The 16816-nt window shown below is 59.9% G+C and carries 11 protein-coding genes and 5 pseudogenes; 4 read left to right on the forward strand and 12 right to left on the reverse strand.

Annotated elements, in window-relative coordinates:
• Positions 1-50 precede the first annotated feature (50 nt).
• The gene (locus LJU32_05030; protein WKV89731.1) at positions 51-254 is read left to right on the forward strand and encodes a twin transmembrane helix small protein; all 204 of its coding nucleotides are present in this window, start codon (positions 51-53) and stop codon (positions 252-254) included.
• A gap of 90 nt (positions 255-344) precedes the next feature.
• Here the strand turns inward: LJU32_05030 and LJU32_05035 are convergent, their stop codons facing one another.
• The 4 genes from LJU32_05035 to coxB all read right to left on the reverse strand — a co-directional run bounded on the left by LJU32_05035 (position 345) and on the right by coxB (position 4734).
• The gene (locus LJU32_05035; protein WKV89732.1) at positions 345-1232 is read right to left on the reverse strand and encodes a cytochrome c oxidase subunit 3; all 888 of its coding nucleotides are present in this window, start codon (positions 1230-1232) and stop codon (positions 345-347) included.
• A 25-nt stretch (positions 1233-1257) separates the two neighbouring features.
• Positions 1258-1809: a cytochrome c oxidase assembly protein gene (locus tag LJU32_05040; protein ID WKV89733.1), complete on the reverse strand. Its 552-nt coding sequence runs from the start codon at positions 1807-1809 to the stop codon at positions 1258-1260.
• 128 nt (positions 1810-1937) lie between these two features.
• The gene (ctaD, locus tag LJU32_05045; GenBank protein ID WKV89734.1) at positions 1938-3524 is read right to left on the reverse strand and encodes a cytochrome c oxidase subunit I; all 1587 of its coding nucleotides are present in this window, start codon (positions 3522-3524) and stop codon (positions 1938-1940) included.
• An 82-nt stretch (positions 3525-3606) separates the two neighbouring features.
• Positions 3607-4734 carry a cytochrome c oxidase subunit II gene (gene coxB, locus LJU32_05050; GenBank protein WKV89735.1) on the reverse strand — a complete coding sequence of 376 codons (1128 nt, stop codon included), beginning with the start codon at positions 4732-4734 and terminating at the stop codon, positions 3607-3609.
• 370 nt (positions 4735-5104) lie between these two features.
• On the opposite strand from coxB, the gene LJU32_05055 reads away from it, so the two are divergent.
• Positions 5105-5755: a hypothetical protein gene (locus tag LJU32_05055; protein ID WKV89736.1), complete on the forward strand. Its 651-nt coding sequence runs from the start codon at positions 5105-5107 to the stop codon at positions 5753-5755.
• Positions 5756-5779: 24 nt separating this feature from the next.
• Here LJU32_05055 and LJU32_05060 read toward each other — a convergent pair.
• From LJU32_05060 to LJU32_05075, 4 genes and pseudogenes are all read right to left on the reverse strand, one after another.
• Positions 5780-5881: pseudogene (locus LJU32_05060) on the reverse strand (metal ABC transporter ATP-binding protein).
• Between the two features lie 9 nt (positions 5882-5890).
• Positions 5891-7417 (reverse strand): SulP family inorganic anion transporter, encoded by a 1527-nt coding sequence (locus tag LJU32_05065; GenBank protein ID WKV89737.1) that lies wholly within the window; start codon positions 7415-7417, stop codon positions 5891-5893.
• Between the two features lie 90 nt (positions 7418-7507).
• Complete coding sequence (locus tag LJU32_05070; protein WKV89738.1) at positions 7508-8236, reverse strand: carbonic anhydrase; 729 nt, start codon at positions 8234-8236, stop codon at positions 7508-7510.
• A 236-nt stretch (positions 8237-8472) separates the two neighbouring features.
• Positions 8473-9531 (reverse strand): PA0069 family radical SAM protein, encoded by a 1059-nt coding sequence (locus tag LJU32_05075; GenBank protein ID WKV89739.1) that lies wholly within the window; start codon positions 9529-9531, stop codon positions 8473-8475.
• A gap of 235 nt (positions 9532-9766) precedes the next feature.
• Here LJU32_05075 and LJU32_05080 point away from each other — a divergent pair, with 235 nt between their 5' ends.
• A complete protein-coding gene (locus LJU32_05080; protein WKV89740.1) occupies positions 9767-10069 on the forward strand; it encodes a hypothetical protein in 303 nt (100 codons plus the stop codon).
• 69 nt (positions 10070-10138) lie between these two features.
• On the opposite strand, the pseudogene LJU32_05085 reads toward LJU32_05080, so the two are convergent.
• From LJU32_05085 to LJU32_05095, 3 pseudogenes are all read right to left on the reverse strand, one after another.
• Positions 10139-11397: pseudogene (locus LJU32_05085) on the reverse strand (cytochrome c).
• A gap of 54 nt (positions 11398-11451) precedes the next feature.
• Positions 11452-13235 (reverse strand): annotated as a pseudogene (locus LJU32_05090) (GMC family oxidoreductase).
• A gap of 2 nt (positions 13236-13237) precedes the next feature.
• Positions 13238-13982: pseudogene (locus LJU32_05095) on the reverse strand (gluconate 2-dehydrogenase subunit 3 family protein).
• Between the two features lie 279 nt (positions 13983-14261).
• Between LJU32_05095 and LJU32_05100 the strand changes: the two are divergent.
• Positions 14262-14909, forward strand: a complete 648-nt coding sequence (locus tag LJU32_05100; protein WKV89741.1) for a tyrosine-protein phosphatase — start codon at positions 14262-14264, stop codon at positions 14907-14909.
• A 5-nt stretch (positions 14910-14914) separates the two neighbouring features.
• Here LJU32_05100 and LJU32_05105 read toward each other — a convergent pair.
• A pseudogene (locus LJU32_05105) lies at positions 14915-16734 on the reverse strand (M3 family metallopeptidase).
• Positions 16735-16816 lie beyond the last annotated feature (82 nt).

The raw sequence follows: 16816 nt of genomic DNA on the forward strand, positions 1-16816 counted from the left end.
CATCGCGATCGCTATACTCAAGTGCATCGCCTGTCCCCCGGAGTCTTGCCATGTTCAAAGCAGCGATCGTCCTGATGCTGATTGCCACGGTCATCAGCCTGTTCAGCGGCCTGTTTTTCCTGGTCAAGGACGACAGCAGCTCCCATCGGCTGGTCATCGCCTTGAGTGTTCGGGTGGCACTGGCCGTGGTCACCGTCGGCCTGATGGCCTGGGGTTTCTACAGCGGCCAGTTGGTGTCCCATGCGCCGTGGTAGACGCGAGCGGCAAGCTTCAAGCGGCAAGCTACAAGTTAGAGGCCATCCCGCTTTGACTTGAAGCTTGCAGCTAGCAACTTGCAGCTGTTTTCAGAGCACATAGACGAAGAAGAACAAGCCGATCCACACCACATCGACAAAGTGCCAGTACCAGCTCGCCGCTTCGAAACCGAACTGGTGCTCGTTGTCGAAGTGGCCCTTCATGATCCGCATCAGCATCACGAACAGGATGATCGTGCCGATGGTCACGTGGGCGCCGTGGAAGCCTGTGAGCATGAAGAACGTCGCACCGTAGATGCCCGAACCGAGGGTCAGCCCCAGCTCTTTATAAGCGTGGATGTACTCCTCGGCCTGGAAACCGAGGAACGCGACGCCCAATAGCACGGTGATCGCCAGCCACAGTTTCAGCGCGCCGCGATGGCCTTTCTTCAGCGCATGGTGGGCGATGGTGATGGTCACGCTGGAGCTGACCAGCAGGATCGTATTGATCAGCGGCAGGCCCCACGGGCTGATGACTTCTTTGGGTGGCGGGAACAGTTTCGGGTCTGGTGTGTGCAGCAACGGCCAGACAAATTCGAAATTCGGCCAGAGCATGTGCGCGATGCCTTTCGGCCCTTCGCCGCCCAGCGCCGGCCCGGACACGTGGCGCACGTAGAACAGCGCGCCGAAGAAAGCGACGAAGAACATCACTTCGGAAAAGATGAACCAGCTCATGCCCCAGCGGAACGAGCGATCCAGTTGCGGACTGTACAACCCCGCGCGACTTTCCTTGATCACCGCACCGAACCAGCCGAACAGCATGTACGCCAGCAGCAGGCCGCCGACGAAAAAGATCAGCGGGCCGTGGGATTCCGGGCGCGCGGCCTTCAGATCGTTGAACCAGGTGGCCAGGCCGTACACGGTGACGAACATCCCGAGCGTAGCGATGATCGGCCATTTGCTCTGGGCCGGGACGTAATAATGCTCATGAGTTGCCATTTATTGTTCTCCTTATCGGGCACGCTCAACCGCCAGTGTTAACAGCCACCGGCGGATGTCGGGCGGTGATATCGAACAGCGTGTAGGACAGCGTCAGGTGCTTCACTTCCTTGGGCATGTCGCGGTCAACGATGAAACGCACCGGCATTTCGATCTGTTCACCGGGTTGCAGCACCTGCTGGGTAAAGCAAAAGCATTCGGTCTTGTGGAAAAACGCTGCGGCATTGCTCGGCGCAATGCTCGGCACCGCTTGCGCGCTCATCGGTTTGTCGGTGGGATTGCGCGCGATGAACACCATCTCGTTCACCGCGCCGGGGTTGGCGGTCAGCTCGTCGTGTTTCGGGTAAAAGTCCCACGGCATGTCGGCGGTGTTGGTCGACAGGAACTGCACGCGTACCTGGCGCGAGGTGTCGACCACTTGCTCGCCTTCGTACTGGCCACCGGTCTTGCCATTGATGCCGAAGGCTTTGCACATCACGTCGTAGATCGGCACCAGGGCGAAGCCGAAGACGAACATCGCCACCACCACCAGCAGCAGGCGAGTGACGAGTTTCTTCAGCGAGATCGAGTCAGCCATGGTGTTTGACCTCTGCCGAGAAACCTGTGGGAGCTGGCTTGCCAGCGATGGCACCCCGCGGTGTGTCAGGCAGGCAGCCATCGCTGGCAAGCCAGCTCCCACAGAGATTTTCACAAGGCTAAAGGTGTTCATTTCACTTCCGGCGGCGTGGTAAAGGTGTGATACGGCGCCGGCGACGGCACGCTCCACTCCAGGCCTTCGGCGCCGTCCCACGGTTTCGCCGGGGCCGGTGCACCACCACGGATAGTCTTGATGACGATGAACAGGAAGAAGATCTGCGTGGCGCCGAACATGAATGCGCCGATCGACGAGACCATGTTGAAGTCGGCGAACTGCAGGTTGTAGTCCGGAATCCGCCGTGGCATCCCCGCAAGACCGACGAAGTGCATCGGGAAAAAGGTCAGGTTCATGCCGACGAACGACAGCCAGAAATGCAGCTTGCCGAGGGTTTCGTCGTACATGTGCCCGGTCCATTTCGGCAGCCAGTAATAGGCCGAGGCGAAGATGCCGAAGATCGCCCCCGGCACCAGCACATAGTGGAAGTGCGCAACGACAAAGTAGGTGTCCTGATACTGGAAGTCCGCCGGGGCGATCGCCAGCATCAGCCCGGAGAAACCGCCAATCGAGAACAGGATGACGAACGCCACGGCAAACAGCATCGGCGTCTCGAAGGTCATCGAGCCTTGCCACATGGTGCTCGCCCAGTTGAACACTTTCACACCCGTCGGCACGGCGATCAGCATGGTCGCGTACATGAAGAACAATTCGCCCACCAGCGGAATGCCGACCACGAACATGTGGTGCGCCCAGACGATGAACGACAGGAACGCGATGCTCGCTGTGGCATAGACCATCGAGGTGTAGCCGAACAGCGGCTTGCGCGCGAAGGTCGGGATGATCTGGCTGACCGCGCCGAACGCCGGCAGGATCATGATGTACACCTCGGGGTGGCCGAAGAACCAGAACACGTGCTGGAACAGTACCGGGTCACCACCGCCGGCAGCGCTGAAGAAACTGGTGCCGAAGTGAATGTCCATGAGCATCATCGTCACGCAGCCGGCCAGCACCGGCATCACTGCGATCAGCAGAAACGCGGTGATCAGCCAGGTCCAGACGAACAGCGGCATTTTCATCAGGGTCATGCCGGGGGCGCGCAGGTTGAGGATGGTCGCGACCACGTTGATCGCGCCCATGATCGAACTGATGCCCATCAAGTGGATGGCGAAAATGAAGAACGTCACGCTTTCCGGCGCGTAGGTCGTCGACAGCGGCGCGTAAAAGGTCCAGCCGAAATTCGGCCCGCCACCCGGGGTGAACAGCGTCGACACCAGCAGCAGAAACGCCGCCGGCAACAGCCAGAAGCTGAAGTTGTTCATCCGTGGCAGGGCCATGTCCGGCGCGCCGATCATCAGCGGAATCATCCAGTTGGCGAGGCCGACGAACGCCGGCATTACCGCGCCGAATACCATCACCAGACCGTGCATGGTGGTCATCTGGTTGAAAAATTCCGGCTGGACGATCTGCAGGCCGGGCTGGAACAGCTCGGCGCGGATGACCATGGCGAACGAGCCGCCGAGCAGGAACATGCAGAAGGCAAACCACAGGTACAGCGTACCGATGTCCTTGTGGTTGGTGGTCAGCACCCAGCGCATCAGGCCTTTGGCGGGGCCGTGGGCGTGGTCGGCGTGACCGTGGTCATCGATGACAGCGCTCATGGCCGGTCTCCTTCACGAAAGTGGACGGGGCAGGCCAGGGCGCGCTGCCCCGACCGGTTCACTGAATACGCAATTGACCGGTTCATTTGCTTTCCGCCTGTTTCAGCTCCAGCACTTCTTTTGGCGTGACCATGTCGCCCTTGTTGTTGCCCCAGGCGTTACGTTCGTAAGTCACCACCGCGGCGATATCGACTTCCGACAGCTGCTTGCCGAACGCCGCCATGGCGGTGCCGGGTTTGCCGTGGAAGACAATGCTCAGGTGGCCCTCCTTTGGCCCGGTGGCGATTTTCGAGCCCTTGAGTGCCGGGAACATTGGCGGCAAGCCCTGGCCTTCGGCCTGGTGACACGCCACGCAAGTGGTGTGATAGACCTTGTCGCCGCGCTCCTTGAGCTCGTCGAGGGTCCATTCCTTGCTGGTCAGTTCTTTGAGCTGCGCGGCCTCGGCCTTGCGTTCGGCGAGCCATTTTTCGTAGTCGGCCTTCTCCTTGACCTCGACCACGATCGGCATGAAGCCGTGATCCTTGCCGCACAATTCGGCGCACTGGCCACGGTAGAGGCCGGGTTTGTCGATACGCGTCCAGGCCTCATTGACGAACCCGGGAATCGCATCGCGCTTGACCGCAAATGCCGGCACCCACCAGGAGTGAATGACGTCGGCGGAGGTCACCAGAAAGCGCACCTTGGCGCCGATCGGCAGCACCAATGGCTTGTCGACTTCGAGCAAGTAATGCTCGCCCTTGGCTTCTTTGTTGTGAATCTGTTCGGCGGGGGTGGCCAGGTTGCTGAAGAACTCGACGTCCTGGCCCAGGTATTTGTAGTGCCACTTCCACTGATAACCAGTGATCTGGATATCGATGTCCGGCTCGCTGGTGTCGTACATCTTGATCAGCGTTGCGGTGGCGGGAACGGCCATGGCCACGAGGATCAGCAGCGGCACGATGGTCCACATGATCTCGACGCCGGTGCTTTCGTGGAATTTTGCGGCGACCTGGCCGGTGGAGCGGCGATGCACCATCATCGACCAGAGCATGGCGCCGAAGACGATGATCCCGATCACCACACAGATCCAGAAAATGGTCATGTGCAGGTCGAATACTGCGTGACTGATTTCAGTCGCTCCAGGCGCCATATTCACAGTCCAGGCTGCATTGGCCTGGCTGAAAATCGACCACAACAGGAGGCCCATCCAGACATGTGGATGTCGCATCATTGCGGGTTCCCCTTATCGTTCTTGTTATCCCGCCGGCGTATCGCCTGCGGCAAGGGAGCGGCTGCATCAGACTACGAACTTGAATCGCCGGGCCTTGCTGCGGGTGCAGTCGGGCGTCATCAGCTAACTCCATTCATTGGCGAGTATAGACAGCGCCCGGGAAATGCAACTGGCGCACGTAAATGAGCTGAAACAACCGCCGCTTGCGTTCAAGTGCCCGAATGGAGAAGGATGCAGACGAGTGGTGGCAAATGGATATAACGCAGCTGCATCAAGGATGAAATAATTATGACAAATGCGTCTTAGCGTTTTTCGTAAGCCAGCTAAGTTATGTCTTCCCTATTTCATTGCCTTGTTTCCTGGAGTTTTCATGAACACCGCCGCATTGCGCGAGCAGATCCAAAAAGCCCAACAGCACGAAAAAGACACCGGCCTGCTGACCCGTCAGCTGGAAAGCAAGCTGCCTCACCTGCACCCGGCGATCCAGTTGCCGGAAGCCGACGCCAATGGTGTGCTGACACGTTTTGTCGCCGCCTACATTGATGAAGTACCTGACCTGCTGGATGCAGCCAATGAAGTCGCCAGGGAAGCGGGCATCGAATCGCAGATCAAACCGGTACTGAAAATCGCCGAGCAGTATTTCCTCCAGCCGCCGGCGATCATGGCCGGGCATGTCGGCCTGGACAGCCTGCTCGACGAGGCCTATCTGGCGCACCGTTTTGTCGAAGAGGTCAACGACCTGTACATCAAGCACTTCGGCCAGCCACTGATCCCCTTGGACATGACGGTCGCCAACCTGATCGCTCACCAATTGATCGGTGAGGAATTTGCCAACCAACTGGACGAAGCGGTGCATCACGCGATCGACGAGATGCTCAACGACGAGAGTTTTGCCCTGGAATCGGTAGAAGCCTATCGCGAAAAACTCAGCAGCCCGGACACTGGCGCGGCGTGGAAACGCTGGCCGTGCATGAGCCGCCGCTTGGGTGTGGGGCTTGAGCTCGATCAGCCTGCTGCGTAACGCTCATACACCGTAGATCCAATGTGGGAGCGAGCTTGCTCGCGAATGCGGTGTGTCATTCAACATCATGGTTGACTGATCCACCGCTTTCGCGAGCAAGTTCGCTCCCACAGGGTCTGCTTTCAGGCAGGAGTTTCAACCCGCCGCACCAATCCCCGTATTGGTCCGCACCCGGCCTTCCAGCCTGCGCTTCAACCCACGCGACTCAATCAACAGCTTCGACCCCTTCGCTGCATTCGCCCGGCCCCATTCCTCAAGCAACTCGAGACAGGAATGGTCGATGTAGCTCAGGTTATTCAGCGGCACATGCACCGTCGTGCCGTGAGGAATGCTGCCCAGCACCTGGGTCAGCGCCGGCACTTTGAGGAACGTCGCCGCGCCGACCAGGCGCAATTCCATCTCACCGTCCTGCGGCAGGTCGATCAGGCTGATCTTCAGGCGGGAAGCCTTGAACGCCAGCTTCAACATGGTCAACCCGAAGCCGATCAGCACACCGGTGAGCAGGTCAGTGAAGATGATCGCCAGCGCCGTCGCAGCGTAGGTGAACATCGGCATCCGCCCGTATCGACCCAGACCACGGAAAGCTTTCAAGTCGACCAGTTTGAAACCGGTATACACCAGCACACCCGCCAGACTCGCCACCGGAATGCTTTGCAGCACGCTCGACAGCAACAGCACGAATGCCAGCAGCCACAGACCATGGAAAATCGTCGAGTAACGCGTGGTCGCACCGGCCTGAACGTTGGCCGAACTACGCACGATCACCCCAGTCATCGGCAGCGCGCCGACCAGGCCGCAGAGCATGTTGCCGACACCTTGCGCCGACAGCTCTCGGTCGAAATCCGAACGCACACCGCTGTGCATGCGGTCCACCGCTGCGGCGGACAACAGGGTTTCGGCGCTGGCAATAAACGCCACGGCGAACGCAGCAATCAGCAGCGTCGGGTCGGCCAGACTCATCAGGTCGGCAGGTTTGAGCCAATCGATCGCCTCGGCCAGATTCGCCGGCACCTCCACGCGTTTGACCTGCAACGCCAGCATCAGGCTCGCCACCGTCGCCAGGCCCACACCGAGCAATGCGCCGGGAATGAAGCGCAGCGAATGTGGGCGGAATTTTTCCCAGAGCCACATCACCGCAATCGTCGACAAGCCGAGCAGACCCGCCTGCCAGCCGAACGACGGCAAGGCTTGCGCTACGGCCGAGGGGAACGCCGTTAGGTTGTCGAGCCCTGAAGGCTGCGGCTTGGCATCGAGCATCACATGGATTTGCGAGAGCACGATCAACACGCCAATGCCCGCGAGCATGCCGTACACCACCGCTGGCGCCGTGACGCGAAACCAGCAGCCAAGCTTCAGGCGCCCGGCGACCAGTTGCAGAAAACCGGCAAGTAGCAGAATCGGCCCGAGCATCTCCATGCCATGCTGGCGCACCAGTTCGAACACCAACACCGCCAGCCCCGCCGCCGGTCCGCTGACCTGCAACGGCGAACCCGCCAGCCAACCGACCACCAGACCACCGATGATACCGGTGATCAGACCCTTGGCCGGCGGCAGCCCTGACGCAATCGCGATGCCCATGCACAGTGGCAGGGCGACCAGAAACACAACCACGGAAGCGAGCAGCTCCCGTGGCAACACAGCTTTCAATTGAGCCGCACGCATGGCGATTCTCCCGAAGTTTTCTTCAGGCGTGGCGAGGCCGGGCCGCTGAATCAGCGGCCGGCGTCATACCACACAGATTGTTGGGAAGATTTAGAAGCGCGCTTTGGGCGTCGCCACAGGAATCGGATGGCTGCCGTCGAGAGGCAGGAAACGACCCTGGTCCGCGTCGTAAGCTTTGATTTCGCTGGTTTCGATGTTGTAGACCCAGCCATGGATGAACAGATGACCGTTCGCCATGCGCGAGGCTACCGAAGGATGGGTACGCAAGTGCTGCAGCTGGGCGATGACGTTTTCCTCGGTGAGGATCGGCATGCTTTCTTTTTCGTCGGTGCAGTTGCAGTTGTCGTGCACCATGGTTTTTGCGACTTCAGCGTGGCGCAGCCAGGCTTTGACCGTGGGCATTTTTTCCAGGCTGTCGGGGTTGAGTACCGCACGCATGGCGCCGCAATCGGAGTGGCCGCAAATGATGATGTGTTGCACGCCCAGCGCCAGTACCGCGTACTCGATCGCGGTGGAGACGCCGCCGTTCATCTGACCGTAGGGCGGCACCACGTTGCCGACGTTACGGGTGACGAACAGATCGCCCGGCGAGCTCTGGGTGATCAGCTCGGGAACGATGCGCGAGTCGGCACAGGTGATGAACATCGCCTTGGGCGCCTGGGCGGTGGCGAGCTTCTTGAACAGTTCTTCCTGCTGCGGAAAAACGTCATGATGAAAGCGTAAAAAGCCATCAACGATCTGTCGCAGTGCTGCATCGGCGGATTCCGCTTCAGGGCTTTGCGCCGAGGCAGCCAACGACTGTTTATCCTTGTCACTCATGATTCATCCTCTTGTGCGGATTCAGGAGTCTTCCCCGGTATTCCGGTATGAAGCCAGTGGCTGTTTAAACCATCCGGGTCATCCCGACCCGTCAGTCACTCGATGAACAAGGTAGCCGCCGAAACTTAACTGAAACTGAATCAAACGCTCTAGAACGTGTGTTCCAGGTCACAAAAAACGTGACCGGCGTGTTTCGGCGGAAGGATTCCAACCCGTCAACCCAAAGCCAATTGTCGCTAAATCAACGACATCTGGCGACCCGGCGGACAGAAGGCCGTGCAGTCGAGGTTATAGCCCTCGCGTTTGTTCAGGCCAAGCTTTTTGATGGCCTTGGCAAATCTTTGTGCGAGCAGGTCGGCAAACGGCCCTTCACCGCGCATCCGCACGCCGAAACGGCTGTCGTAGAGTTCGCCGCCGCGACTCTGGCGGACCAGGCTCAGCACATGGGCGGCACGTTGCGGATAGTGCGCCTGCAACCACTCCTCGAACAGGGGCGCGACTTCCAGCGGCAGGCGCAGCATCATGTAGGCAGCGCTTTGCGCACCGGCGGCGTGGGCCTCCGAAAGCAGGCTTTCGATTTCGCTGTCATTGATCATCGGAATCATCGGCGAACACAGCACGCCGACCGGAATGCCTGCTTCGCGCATCACCCGGATCGCGCGCAGGCGTGCCTTGGGTGCAGCGGCGCGCGGTTCGAGGATGCGTTTGAGTTCGTCGTCCAGGGTGGTCAGGCTGATCATCACCGACACCAGCCGTTGCTGCGCCAGTTCGGTGAGCAAATCGAGATCGCGCAGAATCAGCGAGCCTTTGGTGACGATGGTCACCGGATGGCGATAGCGCAGCAGCACTTCCAGCGTCTGTCGGGTGATTGTGTATTCGCGCTCGATCGGCTGATACGGGTCGGTGTTGGAGCCCAGATTGATCGGCGCGCATTGATAGCCGGGTTTGCTCAGCTGTTCTTCCAGGACCTGGGCCGCATTGGTCTTGGCGATCAGCCGGGTTTCGAAGTCAAGGCCCGGCGACATGTCCCAGTAGGCGTGGCTGGGTCGTGCGTAGCAATAGATGCAGCCGTGTTCGCAGCCGCGATAGGGATTGAGCGAACGGTCGAAGGGCAGATCCGGCGAAGTGTTGCGGCTGATGATCGATTTGGCCTTTTCGATGATCACTTCGGTGTTTTGCGTCGGCGGTACTTCCTGATGCCAGCCATCGTCCTCGGCCACCGAACGGCTCGGCGCAAAGCGGTTGTGCGGGTTGGTTGCGGTGCCGCGACCGCGGGGCGGAACTTGGATGATCATCGAACGAGCCTCGCTTCTGTATATGCATACAGTATCCGAGGGCGCGCGCTGTGATCCAGTACCGTTCAGCGATGCTTTGCCAATAGTGATACCGCACAGCGTTTCACTGACCAATTTTAATCAGGTCACGACAAGTCAGGATACAGATGCCTAATTGCTGAACTCAGGTCCCCTATATAGGCTCTGGAACTCCCGGCGACAGACTCCGGGCAACTAATTAAAAGGATTTGATTGAATGTCTTATTTGAATCAACGCGGTGTTTTTCTGCAAATGATGCAGCCGAGTATCACCGACTCCAATACTATTGTTTCGCTGCAACTGGCACGCAAGGAGCTGGGCTGGAATGCAGAGCAGCAGCTGTCGACCGAAGCACTGGTCGATTCGATTTACGTTGTGGCGGTATCGGCTGACAAGGGCAAAACGTTCACCATTCGCACTGACAAGAAAGATGTCGATGGCGACGGCGATATTGATAGCGATGACAAGGCAAAGTTGATCGCACTGGCCAAAGCTTATGTGGCCATCATTAATCCGTAAGCAGAAGTAGTTGCCAGAAATATATTAATAAAAGCCCCTGCATGCTTACATCATGCAGGGGGCTTGTTTTTATTGATGTTGGGTAACCTGGCCGAGATCATCTCCGGAGGTGTTTTGCATATCTTCGCTGCGCAGATGCGCAACGTCTTTGGCACTGACCGGCGCGCCCTGGTTACCCCAGCTGCCCCGAATGAAGCTCACCACATCCGCGACTTCCTGATCCGACAGGCGCCAGGCGAAACCGGGCATGGTGAAGGTCGACGGCGCGGTGTGCGTGGCCGGCAGCGTGCCGCCCTTGAGCACGATGTGGATCAATGAGGTCGGATCCTCCGTCTGCAACACCGGATTGCCCGCCAGCGCCGGGAACACGCGGGTGTAGCCGTGCCCGTCGGTGCGGTGGCACGCCGCGCAATTGTCGATGTACACCGAAGCGCCACGCTGACTGTCGTCGCCGTTCCACAACGCTTTGGCCGCTTTCTCGTCGTACTGATGCGGCTGATCCGCCGGGTCATTGGCCGGTAGCGATTTGAGATAGCGGGCAATCGCGGTGAGGTCGGCATCGCTCATGTACTGCATGCTGTGGGTCACCACATCACTCATGCCGCCGAACACCGCACTGCGATCACTGCGCCCGGTCTTGAGGAACTGCACCAATTGCTCTTCGCTCCAACTGCCGAGGCCATCCTTGTGATCGCCGCGCAGGCTCTTGGCGATCCAGCCTTCCAGCGGTGCGCTGCCGGCGAGGAATTCGCTGCCGTCCGCTGCGCTCAGGGATTTTTCCTGCATGGTCAGCGCGCGCGGGTGTGACAGGCGCCGCAGTGGCCGAGGCCTTCAACCAGATACGCGCCGCGATCAATCACCGGATCGTCCGACGTGGTCTGGTAATCCTCGACCTTCGGCGCGAACAGCCAGCGCCAGCCCATCAGCGGCCAGCGCATGCTCAACGGCCACGGGATATCGCTGGCCTTGTTCGCCTGCGCCACCGGTTCGACGCCATGCATGAAATACGCATACAGCGCCTGCATGTCGGCCTGGTTGACCCGCGCGTAGGACGGATACGGCATCGCCGGGTAAAGCGTGCTGCCGTTTTTGGCCACACCATGACGCACGGCCTGATCGAAGTCTTCGAAGCTGTAATCGCCAAGGCCGGTCTTATCCGGGGTGATATTGGTCGAGTAGATCGTGCCGATCGGCGTTTCCATCGGTAGGCCGCCGGCGAACGGCTTGCCGCCCTTGGCCGTGTGGCAGGCCACGCAGTCGCCGGCGCGGGCCAGGTATTCGCCGTGCTTGATCAGATTTTGATCAACGTTGGCCGCATAGACTGCCATGCTGCCGAGCAGGGCGAGGGTGGCGATAACGAAATTTTTCATGGTCATCGCTCCTTAAGCCTGAACCAGCGGGCCGGGGTTTTTCAGATATTGCTCGCGGATCGCTTTCGCCGACCAGTAGGTCAGCGCCGCCACCAGACCGGTCGGGTTATAACCCAGGCCCTGCGGGAACGCCGAGGCGCCCGGAACGAACACGTTATGCACGTCCCAGCTCTGCAAATAGCGGTTCAGCGCGCTGGTCTTCGGATCGGTGCCCATGATCGCGCCACCGTTGAGGTGGGTGGTCTGGTACGAGGCGGTGTTGAAGTGGTCGCCGACTTGCTTGCCGATCACTGAAATGGCTTTCGGGCCCATGGCTTGGGCGATCTTGCCCATCTTCTCGACCATGAAGCGGTTCATCTTGATGTCGTTTTCCTGCCAGTCGAAGGTCATGCGCAGCAGCGGCAGGCCGTAGGCATCGCGGTACACCGGATCGAGATCGAGGTAGTTGCCACGGTAGGACTGGTGCGCGCCGTGGGCGTCCATCGACACCTGATGGGTGTAGTAATCGGCGGTGGCGCGTTTCCACGCACTGCCCCACGCCGGTGTGCCCGGCGGGTTCGAGGTGCCGGCAATCGGTCGGCTGCCAGCCTGGTTGACCCACATCGGCGAGCCGCCGACGAAGCCGTGCGGGCCATGATCGAAGTTGTCGGCGTTGAAATCGTCCACCGCCACGCCGTTGCCGCCAGCGCCGATGAAGTTGTTGGTGTGGGTGTCCTTGTCGAAGAACGCCTTGATGGTGGCCATGTTCTGGTAGGCGAAGTTACGCCCGACCACGCCTTCGCCGCTGATCGGGTCGTACGGTTTGCCGATCCCGGAAAGCAGCATCAGACGCACGTTGTGCAACTGGAATGCGCCGAGGATCACCAGATCCGCCGGCTGCTCGATCTCGCGGCCCTGGCCGTCGATATAAGTGACGCCGGTGGCTTTGCTTTTCGTGCTGTCGAGATTGACCCGCAGCACATGGGAGTTGGGGCGCAGTTCGAAATTCGGCAGGGCTTGAGCGCCGGCAGAATGTTCACGTTCGGTGAGGCCTTGGAATACATGTAGCAGACGTAGCCGCTGCAGAAACCGCAAAAGTTGCACGGACCCATCTGGGCGCCGTAGGGATTGGTGTACGGCCCCGAAGTATTGGCCGAAGGCAGGTTGTAGGGTTTGTAACCGACTTCTGTAGCCGCTTTGCCGAACAGTTGTGCGGATACGGTGTTCTTCTGCGCTTGAAGCGGGAACGGGTTGGAGCGATCCGCCGCGTATGGGTTGCCGCCCTTGCCCTGACCGACCAATTGGCCTTTCACCGTCCAGGCCTGACCTGAGGTGCCGAAGACTTTTTCCGCGAAGTCGAAAAACGGTTCCAGCTCTTCATAGCTGACACCGAAGTCCTGGATGGTCATGTCCTTGGGAATGAAGCTTTTGCCGTAGCGTTCTTCGTAATGGCTGCGCATGCGCAACTCGATCGGGTCGACCCGGAAATGCACGCCGGACCAATGCAGTCCGGCGCCGCCGACGCCATTACCCGGCAGGAACGCGCCCAGTTGGCGGTTGGGCAGGGCGATGTCGTTGACGCTGTGACGAATGGTCACCGTCTCTTTGGAGATGTCCTGAAACAGTTTCTTGCGCACGCTGTAGGTGAGTTCGTCGATCACCTGCGGATAGTTGCCGTCGGGGTAGGTGTCCTGCATCGGCCCGCGTTCCAGCGCCAGCACGTTGAGACCCGCCTCGGTGAGTTCCTTGGCCATGATCGCGCCGGTCCAGCCAAAACCGACGATGACTGCATCAACCTTCTTCATTACCGTCGCCATGCTCATGCCCTCTCGCCGCGAATCGACACTGCCGGGAAGGGGTATTGCTCGTTGCGTTCCACCCAATCCATGAAATCGGCGCGGGCGCCGGGAAACCGATCATGGTCCAGCCGACCATGCCTTTATTGCCACCGTGGATCGGGTCGCAGAAGAAACCTTCCTTGGTGTTTTGCAGCAGCAGATTGAAAAAATCTTCGCCGGCACCGCAGCGAACTGCGGCTTGCCGGCTTCAATTTGCCTGAGCAAATCGTCTCGGGTAGCGCTGTCTTGCTCGGCAAATGTTTTACCGCTGAGACCTTTTACCCACTGATCCGTGGCGGCGATGCCGAGGCGATAAATGTCTTTGGGCACCAGTTTGCTCTGCCAGCCCATCTCCGGCGCAGCGTCGGCATTGAACGGGCCTTGCATGTACCACAGCGCGCCGGCGGCGTACGGGGTGTTCATCTGCCGGTCGATGTATTCCGGCACACCGGCTTCGAGCGCGCCGGGGCCTTGCGCATCGTTGGGGATCAACTGCGCGACGGCGGCGTTGATGAATGCCCATTCTTCAGCGGTGAAAAAGCTCGGCTGATAATCGCCTGCGGTGGCAAGGAGAGGTTTCGGCGCGGCAGGCGCTGGCGCACTTTCAGGTGCGGCTTGCAGCACGCTGCTGCCCAGGCCGGTACCGGCAAGGGTGACCACCGGAATCAGGGTCAGGGATCTGCGCAAGAACTCACGCCGCGGGTTGTCTCGATCTTGATCAGACATGGGGTACCTCATCAGGCATAGAAGTCAGCCGCTTCTGCGAGCAGCTCGAGGAATTTCGCGTCGCGGTGACGGGTGTCTGTCCCGGTAAAGGAGCGCCACGTCTGCAACATCATGTGACAAATGGTAGCAGGCTAAGCATCAAGAAAAACCGTTTGCACGGAAAAAAGCCCGGCGAGGCGACGATTCACATTTCTTTGACGGCCGGCTCACGGCGCATTGACCGCCGAACGTCGAAGCTGAGATTCCTTCCATGAAGATTGCCGAAACGGTCAGCCCAGCATGTCTCGAGTGCGCTTTTTCCCCGCTTTGTGTTTTTCGCTTGTCGCGCTGTTGCATGGCATGGCCGCCCGGGCGGCCGACGCAATATCGCCCCGCCCGGCCGATTGGGCGCAGCCGGTCGAGGCGCAGTTCAACCTGTTCCGCATGTCGCCAACCCTGTATCGCAGTGCCCTGCCGAGTCGTGGCGCGGTGCCGTTGCTGAACAGTCTGCATGTCGTCACAGTGATCAACTTCCTGCCTGAAACCGATAGTGACTGGCTGTCCACGCCCGGGGTCAAGCAGGTGCAGTTGCCGTATCGCACCAATCATGTCGACGACAGTGATGTGCTCAAGGCCCTGCGCGCGATTCAGTCCGCTGAAGCTGATGGCCCGGTGCTGATGCACTGCAAGCACGGTTCTGACCGCACCGGACTGATGGCGGCGATGTACCGCGTGGTAGTGCAGGGCTGGAGCAAAGAGCAGGCGCTCAAGGAAATGACCGAGGGCGGTTTTGGTGACAGCCAGCATTTTCACGACAGCGTACGTTACGTGATGCAAGTCGACGTCGACCGATTGCACGAGGCGCTGGTCAATGGCGAATGCAGCACCAGTGCATTCGCCATGTGCTCGATGAAGAGTTGGTTCGACTCGGCGCACGTCCAGCGTTGATCGGCTCAGTCTGGCAGCGCCGCGAAGAGCTCAGGGTTGATCGGCTGGCCGAGAAAGGCGTGCAGCGCTTCGGGCAGCGATTTCATGTCAGCCGAAAGCAGCGTTTCACGCAGATCGCGGCCGGTCTGCTCGTTGAACATGCCTTCGCGTTCGAAGCGTTTGAATGCCTCGCTCGCCAGCACGCCTGACCACTTGTAGGCATACAACGAAGCTTCGTAACCGGTCGCCAGATAGTCGCAGCTGTTGGCGAAGCGGCATTCTCCCGGCAGTTGCAAATGAGGGAACACGCCTTGAACCTCATCGAATACCTGCTGAACGCTGCGCCCGTCGCCCTGACTGCGGTGCAGCTCGAAGTCTAGCAGTGCGCTCATCAGCAGCATTGCCGTGTCTCGACTGCGCTGAGCGCCGAGAGCAAGCAGTGCACGGTTGATCTGCGCTTCGCCAAGACGCTCGCCGGTTTCGTGATGCGTGCCCAGCCAGCGCAGGAATTCCCTGACCGCGCCCAGTGTTCGAACAGTTGACCGGTAAATTCGGCCGCGTCGCGGCTCAATTGCGATATGCCTGACAGGTTGTAATGAGGCGAGCGCGTCAGCACGTGATGCAGGCAATGCCCGAACTCGTGCAGAAGCACGCGCAGGTCCTGGTGAGAAAGCAGATCGGGGTGGCCGGCAGCGGCAGCGGTGAAATTACTTTGCAGCGAGGCGATCGGCAGTACCGGCCGGCCTTCGGCGGTGATGCGCCGATTGCGCAGCACACCGGTCCAGGCGTAATCGCTGCCAGTGTCACGATGGAATGGGTCGATGTAGATATAGCCGATCGGCTGCCCATGCTCACTGACCTCGAATAATCGAACCTGATCATCGAGGCGTTCGCCCTGCGGGTCCTCAACAAGGGTGATGCCGAACAGATGCTCGCCGAACCGGCACAGGCTGCGCAGAGTGGCATTGAGCGGGAAATACTCGCGAAGGTCATGAAGTGCCCCGTCCAGTTGCTGCAGGCGCAGCTGTTCCGCGAGGAAGTCCTGATCCCACGCCTGCACCTGCTCGATGCCCCACTGGCGGGCGAAGACTCGCAGTTCTGCGGTGTCACGCGCCAGTTGCGCGGCATTGAGCGCGATCTGTTGATGCAGGAAACGGCTGACCTGATCGGTATGCGTGGCCATGCGGTTGTGCAGGCGCAATTGGGCGAAATTGTCGAAGCCCAGCAACTTCGCCTTCGCATGCCGCGAGAGCAACAGCCTCGCCAGTACAGGCTCATTATCGAAGCGCCCGGCCGTGGGCCCCTGATCCGAGGCACGGGTGTAGTAAGCCTTGAAATACTCCTCTCGCAATGCGCGGTTCTGCGCGTGGGTCATGATCTGTTCGAAAGTGTGCTGATTCAGCGTAAGCCGCCAGCCGGAAAGCCCAGCCTGTTTGGCGTTGGCAGCCAGATGCGCTTGCACATCGGGCGTCAGCCCTTCCAGCACGGTCTGATCATCGATGTGTTTGTACCAGGCGGCGTTGGCTGCGGCGAGGTTGGCCAGAAAGCGCTTTTCCTGCAGGTCGATGTCCTCGTTCAACTGCGCCAGCTGTGCTCGCTGCGCTGCTGGCAACTCAGTGCCGGCCAGACGAAATCTGCGCAGGATTTTCGCCAGCGAGGTTTTGCGCGAATCACTGAAGCTGGCGGCAATCGAGCTCTTTGCCAACCGCTGACAGGTTTCGAGCAACCCCCGATGACTGCTCCTCGTCGCGCTGAATCGTGCTGCGGCATTGCTGCTCAGTGCGCTCTGCAGTAACCAGTCGGCATCGTTGGAGTGGATCACCGTCAGGAACTCGATGATCGCCATGGTTTCCGCCAGGCGCGCGTCGGCTTCATCAATGGCAATTACCACGTCGTCCCAGTTGGGATGATCGACCTGAGTGGCGATG

The organism is Pseudomonas sp. B21_DOA, assembly GCA_030544685.1.
Taxonomy (GTDB): Bacteria; Pseudomonadota; Gammaproteobacteria; order Pseudomonadales; family Pseudomonadaceae; genus Aquipseudomonas; species Aquipseudomonas fluorescens_AO.

Bases quoted from the DNA above. Each gene is read 5' to 3' on its own strand.
- LJU32_05030 (WKV89731.1), top strand. From the start codon at position 51: ATGTTCAAAGCAGCGATCGTCCTGATGCTGATTGCCACGGTCATCAGC.
- LJU32_05035 (WKV89732.1), bottom strand. From the start codon at position 1,232: ATGGCAACTCATGAGCATTATTACGTCCCGGCCCAGAGCAAATGGCCG.
- LJU32_05040 (WKV89733.1), bottom strand. From the start codon at position 1,809: ATGGCTGACTCGATCTCGCTGAAGAAACTCGTCACTCGCCTGCTGCTG.
- ctaD (WKV89734.1), bottom strand. From the start codon at position 3,524: ATGAGCGCTGTCATCGATGACCACGGTCACGCCGACCACGCCCACGGC.
- coxB (WKV89735.1), bottom strand. From the start codon at position 4,734: ATGATGCGACATCCACATGTCTGGATGGGCCTCCTGTTGTGGTCGATT.
- LJU32_05055 (WKV89736.1), top strand. From the start codon at position 5,105: ATGAACACCGCCGCATTGCGCGAGCAGATCCAAAAAGCCCAACAGCAC.
- LJU32_05065 (WKV89737.1), bottom strand. From the start codon at position 7,417: ATGCGTGCGGCTCAATTGAAAGCTGTGTTGCCACGGGAGCTGCTCGCT.
- LJU32_05070 (WKV89738.1), bottom strand. From the start codon at position 8,236: ATGAGTGACAAGGATAAACAGTCGTTGGCTGCCTCGGCGCAAAGCCCT.
- LJU32_05075 (WKV89739.1), bottom strand. From the start codon at position 9,531: ATGATCATCCAAGTTCCGCCCCGCGGTCGCGGCACCGCAACCAACCCG.
- LJU32_05080 (WKV89740.1), top strand. From the start codon at position 9,767: ATGTCTTATTTGAATCAACGCGGTGTTTTTCTGCAAATGATGCAGCCG.
- LJU32_05100 (WKV89741.1), top strand. From the start codon at position 14,262: ATGTCTCGAGTGCGCTTTTTCCCCGCTTTGTGTTTTTCGCTTGTCGCG.